Source organism: Klebsiella sp. KTE92 (assembly GCF_000398905.1).
GTDB lineage: Bacteria > Pseudomonadota > Gammaproteobacteria > Enterobacterales > Enterobacteriaceae > Klebsiella > Klebsiella variicola.
In genome coordinates this window covers 5,245,779-5,261,282 of the sequence record NZ_KB976100.1, presented here as the reverse complement: position 1 = coordinate 5,261,282, position 15,504 = coordinate 5,245,779, and the positions used below count along the sequence as shown (strand labels likewise).

The following is a 15,504-nucleotide window of genomic DNA, read 5'->3' as shown; positions in this document are numbered from 1 at the left end:
CAGGAGACACCATGGACAACCTAAATCTTAACAAACATATTTCCGGCCAGTTCAACGCTGAACTGGAGTATATCCGCACCCAGGTGATGACCATGGGTGGGCTGGTGGAGCAACAGCTTTCTGATGCGATCACCGCCATGCATAACCAGGACAGCGATCTGGCGAAACGCGTCATCGACGGCGACAAGCAGGTCAACATGATGGAAGTGGCGATCGACGAGGCCTGCGTGCGCATCATCGCCAAGCGCCAGCCGACCGCCAGCGACCTGCGCCTGGTGATGGCGATCATCAAGACTATCGCTGAGCTGGAACGCATCGGCGACGTGGCGGATAAAATCTGCCGCACCGCGCTGGAGAAGTTTTCCCAGCAGCACCAGCCGCTGCTGGTGAGCCTCGAATCGCTGGGCCGTCACACGGTGCAGATGCTGCATGACGTACTGGATGCGTTTGCGCGTATGGATCTCGACGAAGCGGTACGTATCTATCGCGAAGATAAAAAAGTCGACCAGGAGTATGAAGGCATCGTACGCCAGCTGATGACCTACATGATGGAAGACTCGCGCACTATCCCCAGCGTCCTGACCGCGCTGTTCTGCGCGCGCTCCATCGAGCGTATTGGCGACCGCTGCCAGAATATCTGCGAATATATTTTCTACTTCGTCAAAGGTCAGGATTTCCGTCACGTTGGCGGCGATGAGCTGGATAAACTGCTCGCCGGCAAAGATCCGAAAGAGTAATAATCATTCTGTCTAATTCTGGTAAATGGCTTTATCAGAATTAGATATGATTTATCTCGTGGCAGCGAGATTGCTGAGATTATCGTCACAATTAACAATCTGCCCGTTTGAGTTATTCATTTTATCGCGTAACAATCAACGCCCACTCCTGAGCTTAAACGCTCAGGGTGGTTTAAACGGATTGTGACTGCGACAGCAGGCAAAACCTGATATTGCCCCTACGGCGGCGGTATCAGGTTTTTTTGTTTTATGCGGGCCAATAATGGCTGAATGAGGGTTGCTACCGCGATGTGCGGGCAAAACCTGAAGAGGATTATCTGTTAAGGCAGATGGTCTTCTTCAGGTTTTTTTTTGCTTTTGTCTAACTGCAAAAATAACAGCCGCCGCGACCTCAAACGGTATGGATAGGGCTATTAGAACCTGCGCGGGATGGTTGTTGCTGTCGTGTTTTATTTACGCCAATGCTTATATAAAGGAATATTATGATGAGAAAAAACAGGATCGCTTCGGCGATAGTCTTGCTGGCGCCTCTTTGTTATTCCACCACTCTGATAGCAAGCCCGTTGACGGTGGAGCAACGACTTGAGCTGCTGGAGAAAGCGCTCAAAGACACGCAAAAAGAGCTCAAAAAATATCAGGACCAGGAGAGAAAAAGAGACCAGATTTGGGCCTCATGGTCTCCGCCTGCGGAAGGTCAGAAGCGTAAGACAGGGGTGGCGGCCGCCGGTCCGAAAACGGCGGTTAAACCGGATGCGGTGCTGGTTAAAAATCAACAACCTGCCACGGATGGCGCGCCAGCCTACAGCGCGATGACGCTGAAAGATTTTAGCACGTTCGTGAAAGATGAAATTGGCTTCAGCTATAACGGCTACTTCCGTTCCGGCTGGGGCACCGCCTCGCACGGCTCGCCAAAATCGTGGGCGATCGGTTCGCTTGGCCGCCTGGGCAATGAATATTCCGGCTGGTTCGATCTGCAGCTGAAGCAGCGGGTGTTTCAGGAAGGTGATAAACGCGTTGATGCCATCGTGATGCTCGACGGGAACGTCGGCCAGCAGTACTCCTCAGGCTGGTTTGGTGACAATGCCGGCGGCGAAAACTACATCCAGTTCTCGGATATGTACGTTAACACCAAAGGGTTCCTGCCGTTTGCCCCGGAAGCCGATTTCTGGGTCGGCAAACACGGGGCGCCAAAAATCGAAATCCAGATGCTGGACTGGAAAACGCAGAGAACCGATGCGGCGGCCGGCGTGGGGCTGGAAAACTGGCAGGTGGGCGCCGGGAAATTCGATATCGCATTGGTCCGCGAAGATGTCGATGATTACGATCGTTCTTTGAGCAATAAGCAGCAAATTAACACCAATACTCTGGACGTTCGCTACAAAGAGATTCCGCTGTGGGATAAAGCCAGCCTGATGGTCAGCGGACGCTATGTCGCCGCGAATCAAAGTTCCTCAGAGAAATATAAAGAGGGCAATGAAGGTTATTATCCGTGGAAAGATACCTGGATGGCAGGCACTTCGTTAACACAGAAATGGGCAAACGGCGGCTTTAATGAATTCTCTTTCTTACTGGCGAATAATTCTATTGCCAGCAGCTTCTCGCGCTATGCCGGATCCAGCCCCTATACCACCTTTAACGGCCGCTATTATGGCGATCATACCAATGGCACCGCCGTGCGCTTAACCTCGCAGGGGGAAACCTATTTACGCGATGACGTTATTATGGCGAATGCCATCGTCTACTCCTTTGGTAACGATGTCTATAGCTACGAAACCGGGGCCCACTCCGATTTTGAATCCATTCGCACGGTCCTGCGACCGGCTTATATCTGGGATAAATATAACCAGACCGGCGTTGAGCTAGGATACTTCAAACAGCAAAACAAAGATGTTACCGGCAAGAAATATAACGAGTCCGGCTACAAGACCACGCTGTTCCATACCTTCAAAGTCAATACCAGTATGCTGACCTCGCGCCCGGAAATTCGCTTCTATGCCACCTATATTAAAGCGAAGGATATCGACCTGGATAAGGCAGCGAATAATACCACCAGCATTTTTGAAGACGGTAAAAACGATCAGTTTGCCGTGGGGGCGCAGGCGGAAATCTGGTGGTAAGACGATAACAGAACGGACACAACGGAAGAGGACTAACGATGAAACGACATGCAATGTATTTCGCACTGGCGCTGGCGGGCGCGGCATTTACCCTCCAGGCGGCGCCATTACCCGCGATGCCGGATCCCACCCTGCCGGTGAGCCACTTTATTACCCAGGTTAACGCGGATAAGAGTATCACTTATCGCCTGTTTGCTCCTGATGCCCGGCGGGTGTCGGTAGTGACCGGCGCCACGCCGGACTCCTTTGTCTCTCACGACATGACCAAAGAGGCTCAGGGGGTGTGGACATGGAAAAGTGAGCCGATGAAACCCAATCTCTATGAATACTATTTCGATGTGGATGGCTTCCGCTCGGTGGATACCGGCAGCCGCTATCAGAAGCCGCAGCGCCAGGTGAATACCAGTTTGATTCTGGTACCTGGTAGTATTCTCGACGATCGGGCGGTCGCGCATGGCGATCTGCGCACCCTCACCTATCACTCGAAGGCACTGAACGCCGAACGTCGTCTCTATGTCTGGACGCCGCCGGGCTATAGCGGAACCGGCGATCCGCTGCCGGTGCTCTATTTCTATCATGGCTTTGGCGACAGCGGTCTGTCGGCCATCGATCAGGGGCGTATCCCGCAGATCATGGATAACCTGCTGGCGGAGGGCAAAATCAAGCCGATGCTGGTGGTGGTCCCGGATACCGAAACCGATACCCCGGAAGCGATAGCGGAAAACTTTCCGCCGCAGGAGCGGCGCAAAAACTTCTATCCGCTCAATGCGCAGGCGGCGGATAACGAGTTGATGCAGGATATCATTCCGCTGATCGATACCCGGTTTAACGTGCGTAAAGATGCCGACGGCCGGGCGCTGGCTGGCCTGTCACAGGGCGGTTATCAGGCGCTGGTTTCCGGAATGAACCATCTGGATAGCTTTGGCTGGCTCGCCACCTTTAGCGGCGTCACGACCACGACAGTGCCGAATGCCGGCGTGGAAGCGCAGCTGAAGCAGCCTGACGCGATCAATAAGCAGCTGCGCAACTTTACCGTGGTCGTCGGGGAAAAAGATTCCGTCACCGGCAACGATATCGCGGGTCTGAAACGCGAGCTGGAAAAACAGAAGATCAACTTCGACTATCACTCGTATCCTGGCCTGAACCATGAAATGGACGTCTGGCGCCCGGCCTACGCCGAGTTTGTGCAGAAACTGTTTAAATAACCGTTAGGGGGCCTTCAGCCCCCGTTTTGTGCTTGTGAAGGACGACAAGATGAAAATGATTGTGACCGAAGATTATGAAGAGATGAGCCTGGTCGCCAGCCATCATGTTCTGGGCTATATCACGGCACCGCGGCGGGTGAATCTCGCCGTGACGGCCGGCAGCACGCCAAAGCGGATGTATGAGCATCTAACCGCCGCCGTGAAAGGCAAAGCATTCTATGATCGGGTGCACTATTACAACTTCGATGAGATCCCCTTTCGCGGCCAGTCGCGAGAAGGCGTCACGATATCTAATCTGCGCCAGCTGTTTTTTACCCCGGCGCAGATCAAAGAAGAGAACATTCACAAGCTGACGCTGGACAACGCCGCTCAGCACGATCGCCAGCTGGAAGAGGCTGGCGGCCTTGATCTGATGGTGCTGGGGCTGGGGGCTGACGGCCATTTTTGCGGCAACCTGCCGAATACCACCCGCTTTCATGATCAGACGGTCGAAGTGCCGATTCATGGGGAAATGATTGGTATTGTCGCTAACGGCGAGATGGGCGGGGATTTTTCCGTCGTGCCCGATAGCTATGTCACCATGGGGCCGAGAAGCGTGATGGCGGCAAAAAATCTGCTGTTGATCGTGAGCGGCGCGGCGAAGGCGCAAGCCCTTAAGCAGGTGGTTGAAGGCCCGGTCAGCGAGCAGGTGCCGGCGTCGGTGCTCAAATTACACCCTTCACTGGTGATTATTGCCGATAAAGCGGCAGTCACTGAATTGCAGCCATAACCAGTCGCTGATTCTATTCCCCGCTTGCACAGACGCTTAGCGGGGCTACATCGATGCCAACGTGCCGCTCACCAGGCCCTTAACGCGTGATATCCCAGCCGCGCGCTTGCCACAATGCCGGCAGCTCTGCCAGATCGGTAAAGGTCGTCACTTTGGGATGATCGATCGGCTGGTTATGCGGATCGGCGCAGAAATAAAACACCTCCATGCCGGCGGCAATCCCCGACTGAGCACCGGCGCTGGAGTCATCCACCAGGATACAGTTTTCGGCTTTTACCTGCATGGCCTTTGCCGCATGAAACATCAGCGCCGGATCAGGCTTCCAGCGCTGAATATCATAGCCGCTGTACAAGCGGTCAGCGAAATGGTGCAACAGGCCGGTGCGGCCAAGAGAGTGCTGCATTTTACTGACCGGACCATTGGAGACCACGCACATCGGGACGCTTACCGCATCCAGCAGCGCCTGGGCTCCGGCAATCACCTCCAGTTCGCTATCAAACAGGCGAGCGACCTCCGCACGGTAAATTGGCTCCAGCGTCGCTTTTTGCAGGTTAACGCCATGCTCAGCGTTGATGGTGTCGATAATTTCGTACAGCTTCACCCCTTTGAAGCGCTTAAAAATCTCGGCAAGGTCCAGCGTAATGCCGAATTCCTGGAACATGTGAACGTAGGCGCGGGAGCAAATCACCTCACTGTCGACCAGTGTGCCGTCACAGTCAAAAAATACTGCTTCTGGTTGAGTCATAGTCTTTCCGTATTAACAAGTTTAACGTTTTCGTCATGCCCAATGCCGCGACGCAATCGTTGCCGTATAAGCAAAATAAATGAAAAAAATTACCATACAACTGCGCCGGGTGCCCTGTTTTGGTATAGGATAGCCTCGAATTTTCCCTCCTTTACGTTCGGAAACCGATAATGAGTCAACAACAAACCAGCCAGTCTTCTGGCCAGGGTCTGCTGGAGCGCGTATTTAAACTGCGCGAGCACGGCACCACAGTGCGCACGGAAGCGATCGCCGGTTTCACCACGTTCCTGACGATGGTGTATATCGTTTTTGTTAACCCACAAATTCTTGGCGTAGCGGGCATGGATACCAGCGCCGTGTTTGTGACTACCTGTCTGATTGCTGCGTTCGGCAGTATCCTGATGGGCCTGTTCGCGAACCTGCCGGTGGCTCTTGCGCCGGCGATGGGTCTGAACGCCTTCTTCGCCTTTGTGGTGGTGCAGGCGATGGGCCTGCCGTGGCAGGTAGGCATGGGCGCGATTTTCTGGGGCGCCGTCGGTCTGCTGCTGCTGACGATTTTCCGTGTACGCTACTGGATGATCGCCAATATTCCGGTGAGCCTGCGCGTCGGTATCACCAGCGGTATCGGCCTGTTTATCGGCATGATGGGTCTGAAAAATGCCGGGGTTATCGTCGCTAATCCGGAAACGCTGGTCAGCATTGGTCATCTGACCTCCCACAGTGTGCTGCTGGGCATTCTGGGCTTCTTTATCATCGCGATTCTGGCATCACGTAACATTCATGCCGCGGTCCTGGTGTCTATTGTGGTCACTACCCTGCTGGGCTGGATGCTGGGCGATGTGCACTACACCGGCATCGTCTCCGCGCCGCCGAGCGTGACGTCGGTGATTGGTCATGTCGATCTGGCGGGCTCCCTGAACCTGGGCCTGTCCGGCGTGATCTTCTCGTTTATGCTGGTCAACCTGTTTGACTCCTCCGGGACGCTGATTGGCGTCACCGATAAAGCGGGTCTGGCTGATGCACAGGGTAAATTCCCGCGCATGAAGCAAGCGCTGTTTGTCGACAGCGTCTCGTCCGTTGCCGGTTCCTTTATTGGTACCTCTTCGGTGACCGCCTATATCGAATCCTCCTCCGGCGTTTCCGTGGGCGGACGCACCGGCCTGACCGCCGTTGTCGTTGGGATCCTGTTCCTGCTGGTTATCTTCCTGTCACCGTTGGCAGGGATGGTTCCGGCCTATGCCGCCGCCGGCGCGCTGATTTACGTTGGCGTGCTGATGACCTCCAGCCTGGCGCGCGTGAAGTGGGATGACCTGACGGAAGCGGTACCGGCGTTTATCACCGCGGTGATGATGCCGTTTAGCTTCTCAATCACCGAAGGTATCGCCTTAGGCTTTATCTCTTACTGCGTGATGAAGATCGGTACCGGCCGTCTGCGCGAGCTCAGCCCGTGCGTGATTATCGTCTCGCTGCTGTTCGTGCTGAAAATTGTCTTTATCGATGCACATTAATCCGCACGCATGATGAAAAAGCCCGGCATCGCTGCCGGGCTTTTTTTATGCTTTAACCCGCCGAATATAGTCGCCAAAGGCGGTCAGCTGGCCACGCAGATGGTCGAGGGTGCTCTGATCGACTACTTCACCCGACTGCGGATCCACTTTGTTCTGGATGACGCCGCCCATAAATTCCGGTTTATTCATTACCATCGCATCAAGGAAGACCAGAATCTGGCGCAAATGATACTGGCAGCGCGCACCGCCGATGGCGCCCATTGAGCTGGTCTGAATCAGTACCGGTTTGCCGGACAGCGGCTGCTCGGGCAGGCGTGACAGCCAGTCGATAGCGTTTTTCAGGCCGCCAGGCACGGAATAGTTATACTCGGGAGTGACGATCACCACGCCATCCGCTTCGCGGATCTGTTGCGCAATATCCTGCACGCGCTGTGGGAACCCCTCTTCCTCCTGCATATCAGCATCGTACAGCGGGATATCACCGATCGACGGCAGCGCGGAGATATCCATGCCCGCTGGCGCGATGCCGGGCAGGGTGCGCGCGACCATTCCATTAAACGACCCTTTGCGCAGGCTGCCGAGTAACGTAACCACTTTTAAGGTATCTGACATGATTGCTCCTTTGTATCATGATGCCGGCAAAACCGGTCAATTGAGGGATAAGGTTTTTTCCATCGGTAAGCTGGTAAAACGCATCAGACGGGCCGACGGTTCGCGTGCGCGCTGCTGAGCATCCGGCAGGCTGCGCCATTCGCCCCCCTTAGCATCATATTCCCAGACCTTCAGCGAGCCGATATTTGGGCTGGCGGCAATCGACCACACCAGCAGCGATTCGGCATCACAGACGGCTTCGATCGGCTGGCTACCGGCGGTGCGCAGGCGGCCAGAACCCGGCAGCAGCTGCGTTGATGCTTCGCCGGTCAGTTTCAACACGCTTCGCCGCAGGGCCACCAGCTGGCTACGCGCTTCATCCGGGTCATGCTGAATGTTAATCCACAGATTTTCATTGTTACTGAAATTGTGCCGGTCGGCGTCGTGACCACGCACCGTGCGCTGCAGTTCCATGTCGAGGCCACAATCCCCCTCGGTGGTCAGCGCGACGCCAACAATATTGCCAGTATAAGAGATAGAGAAGCGAGGAAGATGACGATCGCTAAAAACCGGTCGGCCATTGGCTTCATTGATGATTTCAGGCAGCTCGCTGATACCGTAAAGCATAAACAGCAGTTCGGCGAGTAGCGAACGCGAAGCGCGAAAGCGAGCCTGGCGGTATTCAGGGAGTAGGCGTGCGGATTGATGACAGGCCGCTGACAAACGTGTCGATAGCGGCTCCCCGGTACTAAGTATCCCTCTTGCAAAATGCGTTGCCATACGTCGCTCCGTGAGTAATGGTCTGGATAAAATTGCGGGCGCTATTATCGCCTGGTATTAACAGGTTTTAATGCCGAAATCCCCCCTTGAAAAGGGAATTTGTTTGAATTTTACAAATTCTTGCGCAAATAAGGGGCGATAGACACGAAACAAGGCTTACAGCGTACCGGAATAGAGTGCTTTCAGCGTATCTCTAAGCCAGACGAGCTTCGGGTTGTAGCTGTTGCGCTTATGCCATAGCAGGGTGAAGGGAACGCGCAGCTTTTCCAGATGCTGCGCCTCCAGCGGTAGCGGCCGGGAGACTAGCGGCAGCTGGTGCTGCTGATTATAGTGCTGGCAGTAGCGCGGCGCGGTAGCCAGCATGGTGTGTTGCGGTTGAGCGGCCATAAAAAGCGATTGTTCAAACCCTGGCACGGTCAGCGCCACGTTACGCTTATACCCCAGCTCCTGCAGCACATCGTCCAGCGCCCAGGTATCGCGTTGTTCCCAGCAGATAGTGATATGCGGATAGCGTAAGAATGCCGCCAGATCCCACTCTTCCCTGAGCGCTGGATGATCGGCGCGCAGCCAGACCTGCGGCAGGTCGGTGAACAGTACCTCAAAATCGATATACCACGGCAGCAGGCTCAGCAGCTCCCGCGACTGTGGATGGCTTTCACGCCCGCAGAAGCCGATATCCACCTCGCCGCGAATGATGGCGTCCAGCGAGTCGTAGTCCCAGTTGCGCAAACGAATCAATGCCTGCGGATAGCGCTGATAGATGCGCTGGGAGAGGGTATTAAACAGGATCATCAGCAGCGGCGTTTCCGCCGCCAGCTCGAATTTGAGGCCGCTGGGCATGGTGTGGTGTGGTTTATCGAGGATCTGGTTGCCCATCTGCATCCAGTCCGCCAGATCCTGCTCCATGCTGCTGACCAGCGGCGTAGGCGCCAGACCCAGCGGGGTTTTCACAAACAGCGGGTCGTCAAACCAGGCGCGCAGTTTGGCCAGCGACTTGCTCACCGCTGACGGCGAAACGTTCATCCGCTTCGCCGTACGGGTAACGCTGAGCTCCTGGGTCAGGAGCTGCAGGCAGAGGAGTAAATTAAGATCAAGACTCGACAGCGGCTTCTTCATCGTATTGCGCAACCCGCGGCGGGGTGACGACCAGTAATAAAACAAGGCTCACTATGCTACAGGCAATGAGTATCCCGATCAGCATATTCATTGCGCTGAGTCCGATGATGGCGGCGAGCCAAATCCACAGCGATGAACCGCACACCTGCGCGATGCCGAGGACCGAACTGGCGACGCCCGCGCGCAGCGTGAACGGCCCCAGCGCCTGGCTCATTGCGACGCCGAATCCAACGGAGAAGCCGGCGCAAATCATGCCCAACCCGATCAGGGTGAGGGTCTGGCGGGTGGCGAGGCTCAGCGCCAGGCCTGCCGCCAGGAACAGTACCTGCGAAGTCAGCATTAAGGTGCGGGGGGTAAACAGCGACAGGGCGAACGGCGTCGAGAAGGAGACCGCCATGCTGATCATCGCCATCAGGGCCATCGCCATTGAGTAAGTTCCCCGATCGAACCCCATCTCTTCCATCATCAGAACCGGAGAGACGTTCACGTAGGTCAGGATCGCCGTCACGCTGAGGGTGGTAATGAGAATGCGGCTGAGAAAAAAGCGGTTCAGCAGCGACTCACTGCCGCCATGCTGCGGTGTCGCAGTCTGCGGAGGTGCCGTCGGGCGCGTCTCGCGCAGGATAAAGACCGACAGCAAACCGACCATGACGCCCATGCCGGTCATGGTGTAGAACAGGCTCTGCCACGGATATTTCAGCATAATCAGGTGGCCAAGCACCGGCGCCAGGACGGGGATAATGCAGGTAATGCCGTTGAGCAACGACAGCACCTTGGCGCGGCGGCGATCGTCCAGCGTATCGCGCAGGATAGCGAAAGCCACCACGTAGCAGCTGCCGGCGCCGATCCCCTGGATAAAGCGTCCAACGAGGAAGTGGCTGCTGGCGTGCGCCTGGGCGCAGAGCAGGGAGGCGACAACAAAGATCACCGCGCCCACAATGGCGACAGGCTTACGTCCTGACCGGTCGGCGATGCGACCAGCAAACAGCATCGCGGAAGCCATACCGGCCAGATAGACTGAAAAGGCAATATGTAATTGCGCCTCGCTGGCCCCCAGGTCCTGAGCAATACGCGGCAGGCCGACCAGATACATATCGATGCCGGAGGGATAGAGCAGAACCAGGGCGAAACTGCAGAGAAGAAAGCGTGTCATGGGATCCTCGCGATGTGAATGGCGTTCAGCATAGTGAGGAACGCGCCACAAGACGAGTTGCCATTTGGACAACGCTCTTTTCCTGGCAGGAAACGCGAGTTAACGACTCCGGGTACGCCAGACGCGGGCCATCCCTTCGCTTTCCGGCCGAACGCTTTCAAAGCCGAACTTCGCATACAGCTCCGGCACATCCGCCACCAGCGTAACGTAGGCCCCGTCAAAGGCGTTAGCGTCCAGCCAGGCGATCAGCTTCTCCATCACCAGCCGGCCAAGGCCTTTTCCCTGATGAGCCGGATCGACGGCGACGTCGACAATATCGAAATTAATCGCGCCGTCGCCGACGATGCGTCCCATCGCGATCGGCGTCTCCTGCCAGAGGATATGTACGCCGTAACAGCTATGCGGCAGCCCGGCTCTGGCGCCTTCCAGGGGGCGTGGCGACATGCCTGCCGCCACCCGCAGGTGGCAAAACGCTTCGGCGGAGGGCACCTTCTCGATCACGGTATATTCAACGGTCATGCTTTAGTCTCGTGGTAAAAGGGGAGATAAAAGTAGAGAACGTTGCGCCGCAAAGGGCAAGAAAAAACCCGCATTAACGCGGCGTTAATGCGGGTGAGTGAACGTTTACGGACTAAACGTTATTTGCCGATACAGAAGCTGGAGAAGATGCGGCCCAGCAGGTCGTCGGAGGTGAACTCCCCGGTGATCTCGCTCAGCGCCTGCTGCGCGAGGCGCAGCTCTTCCGCCAGCAGCTCCCCGGCCCAGGCGCCCAGCAGCTGGGCTTTGCCCTGCTGCAGATGGTTCGCCGCCTCTTCCAGCGCCTGCAGGTGACGGCGGCGGGCGAGGAAGCCGCCTTCCATGCTGGTATCAAAGCCCATGCTCTGCTTAAGGTGGTTCCGCAGCACCTCCACGCCTTCGCCGGTTCGCGCCGACAGGCGGATCAGTGAGTGGCCATTGACTTCGCTGAGACCCAGCGCTTCGCCAGTGACGTCGGCTTTATTGCGCACCACGGTAATCGGCAGTTTAGCGGGCAGGCGCTCGATAAAGTCTGGCCAGATCTCCGCCGGATCAACGGCGCTGGTGGTGGTGCCGTCGACCATAAACAGCACCCGATCCGCCTGCTCAATCTCCTGCCAGGCGCGCTCGATGCCGATACGCTCCACTTCGTCACTGGCGTCGCGCAGGCCCGCGGTATCGATGATATGCAGCGGCATGCCGTCGATATGGATATGCTCGCGCAGCACGTCGCGGGTGGTGCCCGCAATGTCGGTGACGATCGCCGCTTCGCGGCCCGCCAGGGCGTTGAGCAGGCTCGATTTACCGGCATTAGGTCGCCCGGCGATCACCACTTTCATCCCTTCGCGCAGCAGACTGCCCTGGCGAGCTTCCGCGCGGACGGCGTCGAGGTCGGCCATCACGCCGTTCAGCTGGGCTTCAATTTTGCCGTCGGAGAGGAAATCAATTTCTTCATCCGGGAAATCGATCGCCGCTTCCACGTAGATGCGCAGGTGAGTGAGCGCTTCCACGAGGTGGTTAACCCGCGCGGAGAAGGCCCCTTGCAAGGAGTTCAACGCCGAGCGCGCCGCCTGTTCTGAACTGGCGTCGATGAGGTCGGCGATGGCTTCTGCCTGCGCCAGGTCGAGCTTGTCGTTGAGGAACGCGCGCTCGGAAAACTCGCCCGGCCTGGCGATGCGTACGCCGGGCAACGTCAGAATACGTTTGAGCAGCAGATCGAGAATGACCGGGCCGCCGTGGCCCTGCAGCTCAAGCACATCTTCGCCGGTAAAGGAGTTCGGCCCGGGGAACCACAGCGCAATCCCTTGATCCAGCGGCGTACCGTCAACGTCGTTGAACGGCAGGTAGTCGGCATAACGCGGCTTCGGCAGCTTGCCCAGCACCGCCTGCGCGACATCGCGCGCCTTAAGGCCGGAGATACGCAGGATGCCCACCCCACCGCGTCCCGGAGGGGTTGCCTGGGCGACGATAGTGTCGTTATGGCTCATGGTGACTCTCTATGTAGATGTAAAAAAGGCGGTCCATTGACCGCCTTCTCTGGCATTAACGTTACCGTAACTACTCTAAATTATCCAAGTCGCAGATGCGTTGGCTTGAAGAATGAAGAGTATCAGGATTTCTTCTTCTCGCGGCTATGCAGGCCACGCTTCTCCAGACCACGGTAAATCAGCTGCTGCTGAATAATGGTGACCAGGTTGCTGACGATGTAGTACACCACCAGGCCAGACGGGAACCACAGGAAGAACACCGTGAAGATGACCGGCATAAAGGTCATGATCTTCTGCTGCATCGGGTCGGTCACGGTGGTTGGCGACATCTTCTGGATGAAGAACATGGTCGCGCCCATGATGATCGGCAGGATGTAGTACGGGTCTTGTGCAGACAGGTCGTGGATCCACAGGATAAACGGCGCATGACGCAGTTCAACCGAGGCGCTCAGCATGTAGTACAGCGCAAGGAAGATCGGCATCTGAATAATCAGCGGGAAGCAGCCACCCAGTGGGTTCACTTTTTCCGCTTTATACAGCGCCATCATCTCCTGGCTTTGACGTTGTTTATCGTCGCCCAGACGCTCGCGCATGGCCTGAATCTTCGGCTGCAGCATACGCATCTTCGCCATGGAGGTGTACTGCGCTTTGGTCAGCGGGTACATGATGCCACGAACGATAAAGGTGATAACGATGATCGAGAAGCCCCAGTTGCCGAGGAAGCTGTGGATGAATTTCAGCAGCTTAAACAGCGGTTGGGAGATGAACCACAGCCAGCCGTAGTCGACGGTCAGATCCAGGTGCGGCGCAACGGCAGCCATTTTGTCCTGAATAGCCGGGCCGACCCACAGCACGCTCTGCAGTTTGTCGGTTTGACCAGGCTGCACCAGTACCGGCTGCGATTTGTAGCCAATAGCCACAATGCCGTTGCCGAGGTTAGCGGTGTAGAAGTTATTCGTTCCATTATTCTGCGGCACCCACGCGGTGGTGAAGTACTGCTGCAGCATGGCAACCCAACCGTTCTTGGTGCTGACGTTCAGGTTTTCGTTGTCCAGAATGGTATCGAATTTATATTTTTCGTATTTCGTATCTGAAGTCGAGAACGCTGCGCCACGGAAAGTATGCATCGTGGACAGGCCGCCGGTCTGCGTATCGCGACTGGTCGGCAGCGCCGCGGTCTGCTTCAACTGACCGAAGGTCGAGACTTCCAGAGGCTTCTCGCTGGCGTTCTGCACGCTATAACCGACGTTCACCGCATAGCCGCCACGTTTCAGGGTGAAGGTTTTGGTGAAGACGTTGCCGGCTTTGTCGGTGTAGGTCAGCGGAATGACGATTTCATCCTGGCCATCTGCCAGCACAAACGCCTCTTTATCGACGCTGTACAGCGGACGCGGGCCATTCGCCGGGTTATCCGGACCGTCACGGCCGGTTAAGCCGCTCTGCGCCTGGTAGACAAACTGCGGCGTGGTTTCCAGTAACTGGAACGGTTCGGTCGACTTCAGCGTTTTTGGATACGCCAGAAGCAGCGCCTGCTCAATATCGCCACCGTTGGTGTTGATAGTCAGTTCAAGCACGTCGGTTTTAACCGTAATCAGTTTCCCCTGGCCACTGGCCGGTACGCCCTGGTCGGCGGCGCTACCCGCTGCTGTGGTCGTAGTCTGCGTGGTCTGCTGCTGGGGCTGCGGATTTTTGTCCTGCTCCCAGGCTTGCCAGATCATGAAAGACACGAACAACAAAGCGATGATAAGAAGATTGCGTTGCGAATCCATCGTTAGTGTTCTCTGGTATCAAATGGTCCAGGCGGGACGGGATCGTCACCACCAGGGTGTAAAGGGTGGCATTTTAATACGCGTTTCATTGTCAACCAACTGCCTTTTATCACACCAAACCTGCGTAAGGCCTCAATTCCGTATTGAGAACAGGTTGGGGTGAAACGACAATGCGGCCCGAGTAGCGGACTAATCAGGCGCTGATAAACTCTAATCAGGCCGATCAGGACCCGCGAGCCAGGCGACAATGGCGGCGCCATAATTTTTCCAACGCTTCCGAGAGAGCACGGTTATCGAGGTCGGCAACCCCTCTTTTCGCCACCACCACGAAATCCATTGGCGGGAGTTCATGTTGACGCAAACGAAAACTTTCACGCGTCAGACGTTTAATCCGATTGCGTTCATGTGCGCGTTTCACGTTTTTCTTGGCGACGGTGAGACCGATGCGGGGATGCCCCAGCGAATTCAGGCGGCCGAGGATGGTGATTTGCGGCGTGCCAGCCCGTTGTGGCTGCTGGAAGACGAAAGTGAAATGACTGGGAGTTAACAAGCGTAACTCCCTGGGAAATGCGAGCTTAACCACGCAGGGTTAGCTTTATTACTTGGAAACGGTCAGACGAGCGCGGCCTTTAGCACGACGACGTGCCAGAACCTGACGACCATTTTTAGTAGCCATACGAGCACGGAAGCCGTGAGAACGGTTGCGCTTCAGTACAGACGGTTGAAAAGTGCGTTTCATGGCGATTTCTACCTAAACTTGAATAAATTCACTGACTTTTGCGTAGACCCGAACGAACTTCGAACGACTTACGCCTCAGCGTGGGTGATTAAAGAGGCCGGATTGTAATAATTGTACACTCCGGAGTCAATTCTCTTTCCTTATTTCTCGCACCTCGTCGCACAAAAAATAAGCTGAGACGCGTGACGAAAACGGGCATTACGCGCCGGGTGGGGGATTATACGGCCTGGCCAGTAAAGCGCAAGGATCCTGAAGGATCTTTGTTAGATCGT

General features: G+C 56.1%; 16 protein-coding genes. 5 read left to right on the top strand and 11 right to left on the bottom strand.

What is annotated here, in order from left to right; all coding sequences use genetic code 11:
- The first annotated feature begins 11 nt into the window (after positions 1–11).
- The 4 genes from phoU (at position 12) to A1WC_RS00960 (ending at position 4,828) form a co-directional block, all read left to right on the top strand.
- A complete protein-coding gene (gene phoU / locus A1WC_RS00945; RefSeq protein WP_004145007.1) occupies positions 12–737 on the top strand; it encodes a phosphate signaling complex protein PhoU in 726 nt (241 codons plus the stop codon).
- A gap of 482 nt (positions 738–1,219) precedes the next feature.
- A complete protein-coding gene (locus A1WC_RS00950; protein WP_008806731.1) occupies positions 1,220–2,854 on the top strand; it encodes a carbohydrate porin in 1,635 nt (544 codons plus the stop codon).
- A gap of 38 nt (positions 2,855–2,892) precedes the next feature.
- Positions 2,893–4,059, top strand: a complete 1,167-nt coding sequence (locus tag A1WC_RS00955; RefSeq protein WP_012969244.1) for an alpha/beta hydrolase-fold protein — start codon at positions 2,893–2,895, stop codon at positions 4,057–4,059.
- A gap of 49 nt (positions 4,060–4,108) precedes the next feature.
- Complete coding sequence (locus tag A1WC_RS00960) at positions 4,109–4,828, top strand: glucosamine-6-phosphate deaminase (RefSeq protein ID WP_008806733.1); 720 nt, start codon at positions 4,109–4,111, stop codon at positions 4,826–4,828.
- Between the two features lie 79 nt (positions 4,829–4,907).
- On the opposite strand, the gene yieH is transcribed toward A1WC_RS00960, so the two are convergent.
- Complete coding sequence (yieH, locus tag A1WC_RS00965; protein WP_016162024.1) at positions 4,908–5,573, bottom strand: 6-phosphogluconate phosphatase; 666 nt, start codon at positions 5,571–5,573, stop codon at positions 4,908–4,910.
- Between the two features lie 170 nt (positions 5,574–5,743).
- Here yieH and A1WC_RS00970 point away from each other — a divergent pair, with 170 nt between their 5' ends.
- Positions 5,744–7,081: an NCS2 family permease gene (locus A1WC_RS00970; protein ID WP_016162023.1), complete on the top strand. Its 1,338-nt coding sequence runs from the start codon at positions 5,744–5,746 to the stop codon at positions 7,079–7,081.
- Between the two features lie 45 nt (positions 7,082–7,126).
- Here A1WC_RS00970 and A1WC_RS00975 read toward each other — a convergent pair whose 3' ends face one another.
- The 10 genes from A1WC_RS00975 to rpmH all read right to left on the bottom strand — a co-directional run bounded on the left by A1WC_RS00975 (position 7,127) and on the right by rpmH (position 15,232).
- On the bottom strand, positions 7,127–7,693 hold the full coding sequence (locus A1WC_RS00975; RefSeq protein ID WP_008806736.1) for an NADPH-dependent FMN reductase: 567 nt from the start codon (positions 7,691–7,693) through the stop codon (positions 7,127–7,129).
- 36 nt (positions 7,694–7,729) lie between these two features.
- Positions 7,730–8,299: a 4'-phosphopantetheinyl transferase family protein gene (locus tag A1WC_RS27715; protein ID WP_162493349.1), complete on the bottom strand. Its 570-nt coding sequence runs from the start codon at positions 8,297–8,299 to the stop codon at positions 7,730–7,732.
- A gap of 309 nt (positions 8,300–8,608) precedes the next feature.
- Entirely contained in the window at positions 8,609–9,568 is a 960-nt protein-coding gene (gene yidZ, locus A1WC_RS00985) for an HTH-type transcriptional regulator YidZ (protein ID WP_004151541.1), read from the bottom strand.
- Positions 9,543–10,721, bottom strand: a complete 1,179-nt coding sequence (locus A1WC_RS00990; protein ID WP_016162022.1) for an MFS transporter — start codon at positions 10,719–10,721, stop codon at positions 9,543–9,545. Before A1WC_RS00990 ends, yidZ begins: the two co-directional genes overlap by 26 nt.
- A 99-nt stretch (positions 10,722–10,820) precedes the next feature.
- Positions 10,821–11,240 (bottom strand): GNAT family N-acetyltransferase, encoded by a 420-nt coding sequence (locus A1WC_RS00995; protein WP_012969248.1) that lies wholly within the window; start codon positions 11,238–11,240, stop codon positions 10,821–10,823.
- A gap of 119 nt (positions 11,241–11,359) precedes the next feature.
- The gene (mnmE, locus tag A1WC_RS01000) at positions 11,360–12,724 is read right to left on the bottom strand and encodes a tRNA uridine-5-carboxymethylaminomethyl(34) synthesis GTPase MnmE (RefSeq protein ID WP_008806740.1); all 1,365 of its coding nucleotides are present in this window, start codon (positions 12,722–12,724) and stop codon (positions 11,360–11,362) included.
- 122 nt (positions 12,725–12,846) lie between these two features.
- A complete protein-coding gene (gene yidC / locus A1WC_RS01005; RefSeq protein WP_008806741.1) occupies positions 12,847–14,493 on the bottom strand; it encodes a membrane protein insertase YidC in 1,647 nt (548 codons plus the stop codon).
- A gap of 2 nt (positions 14,494–14,495) precedes the next feature.
- Positions 14,496–14,753: a membrane protein insertion efficiency factor YidD gene (yidD, locus tag A1WC_RS26885; RefSeq protein WP_004151536.1), complete on the bottom strand. Its 258-nt coding sequence runs from the start codon at positions 14,751–14,753 to the stop codon at positions 14,496–14,498.
- The gene (gene rnpA, locus A1WC_RS26880; protein WP_004151535.1) at positions 14,717–15,076 is read right to left on the bottom strand and encodes a ribonuclease P protein component; all 360 of its coding nucleotides are present in this window, start codon (positions 15,074–15,076) and stop codon (positions 14,717–14,719) included. Before rnpA ends, yidD begins: the two co-directional genes overlap by 37 nt.
- Positions 15,077–15,091: 15 nt before the next feature.
- Complete coding sequence (gene rpmH, locus A1WC_RS26875; RefSeq protein ID WP_000831330.1) at positions 15,092–15,232, bottom strand: 50S ribosomal protein L34; 141 nt, start codon at positions 15,230–15,232, stop codon at positions 15,092–15,094.
- Positions 15,233–15,504 lie beyond the last annotated feature (272 nt).

What these genes read in the sequence shown, in the direction of transcription:
- A1WC_RS00990 (WP_016162022.1), bottom strand. Translation starts at nt 10,721, where the DNA reads ATGACACGCTTTCTTCTCTGCAGTTTCGCCCTGGTTCTGCTCTATCCC.
- A1WC_RS00960 (WP_008806733.1), top strand. Translation starts at nt 4,109, where the DNA reads ATGAAAATGATTGTGACCGAAGATTATGAAGAGATGAGCCTGGTCGCC.
- yidC (WP_008806741.1), bottom strand. Translation starts at nt 14,493, where the DNA reads ATGGATTCGCAACGCAATCTTCTTATCATCGCTTTGTTGTTCGTGTCT.
- A1WC_RS00995 (WP_012969248.1), bottom strand. Translation starts at nt 11,240, where the DNA reads ATGACCGTTGAATATACCGTGATCGAGAAGGTGCCCTCCGCCGAAGCG.
- mnmE (WP_008806740.1), bottom strand. Translation starts at nt 12,724, where the DNA reads ATGAGCCATAACGACACTATCGTCGCCCAGGCAACCCCTCCGGGACGC.
- yieH (WP_016162024.1), bottom strand. Translation starts at nt 5,573, where the DNA reads ATGACTCAACCAGAAGCAGTATTTTTTGACTGTGACGGCACACTGGTC.
- A1WC_RS00970 (WP_016162023.1), top strand. Translation starts at nt 5,744, where the DNA reads ATGAGTCAACAACAAACCAGCCAGTCTTCTGGCCAGGGTCTGCTGGAG.
- A1WC_RS00975 (WP_008806736.1), bottom strand. Translation starts at nt 7,693, where the DNA reads ATGTCAGATACCTTAAAAGTGGTTACGTTACTCGGCAGCCTGCGCAAA.
- phoU (WP_004145007.1), top strand. Translation starts at nt 12, where the DNA reads ATGGACAACCTAAATCTTAACAAACATATTTCCGGCCAGTTCAACGCT.
- A1WC_RS27715 (WP_162493349.1), bottom strand. Translation starts at nt 8,299, where the DNA reads ATGCTTTACGGTATCAGCGAGCTGCCTGAAATCATCAATGAAGCCAAT.
- yidZ (WP_004151541.1), bottom strand. Translation starts at nt 9,568, where the DNA reads ATGAAGAAGCCGCTGTCGAGTCTTGATCTTAATTTACTCCTCTGCCTG.
- A1WC_RS00950 (WP_008806731.1), top strand. Translation starts at nt 1,220, where the DNA reads ATGATGAGAAAAAACAGGATCGCTTCGGCGATAGTCTTGCTGGCGCCT.
- rpmH (WP_000831330.1), bottom strand. Translation starts at nt 15,232, where the DNA reads ATGAAACGCACTTTTCAACCGTCTGTACTGAAGCGCAACCGTTCTCAC.
- yidD (WP_004151536.1), bottom strand. Translation starts at nt 14,753, where the DNA reads ATGGCGCCGCCATTGTCGCCTGGCTCGCGGGTCCTGATCGGCCTGATT.
- A1WC_RS00955 (WP_012969244.1), top strand. Translation starts at nt 2,893, where the DNA reads ATGAAACGACATGCAATGTATTTCGCACTGGCGCTGGCGGGCGCGGCA.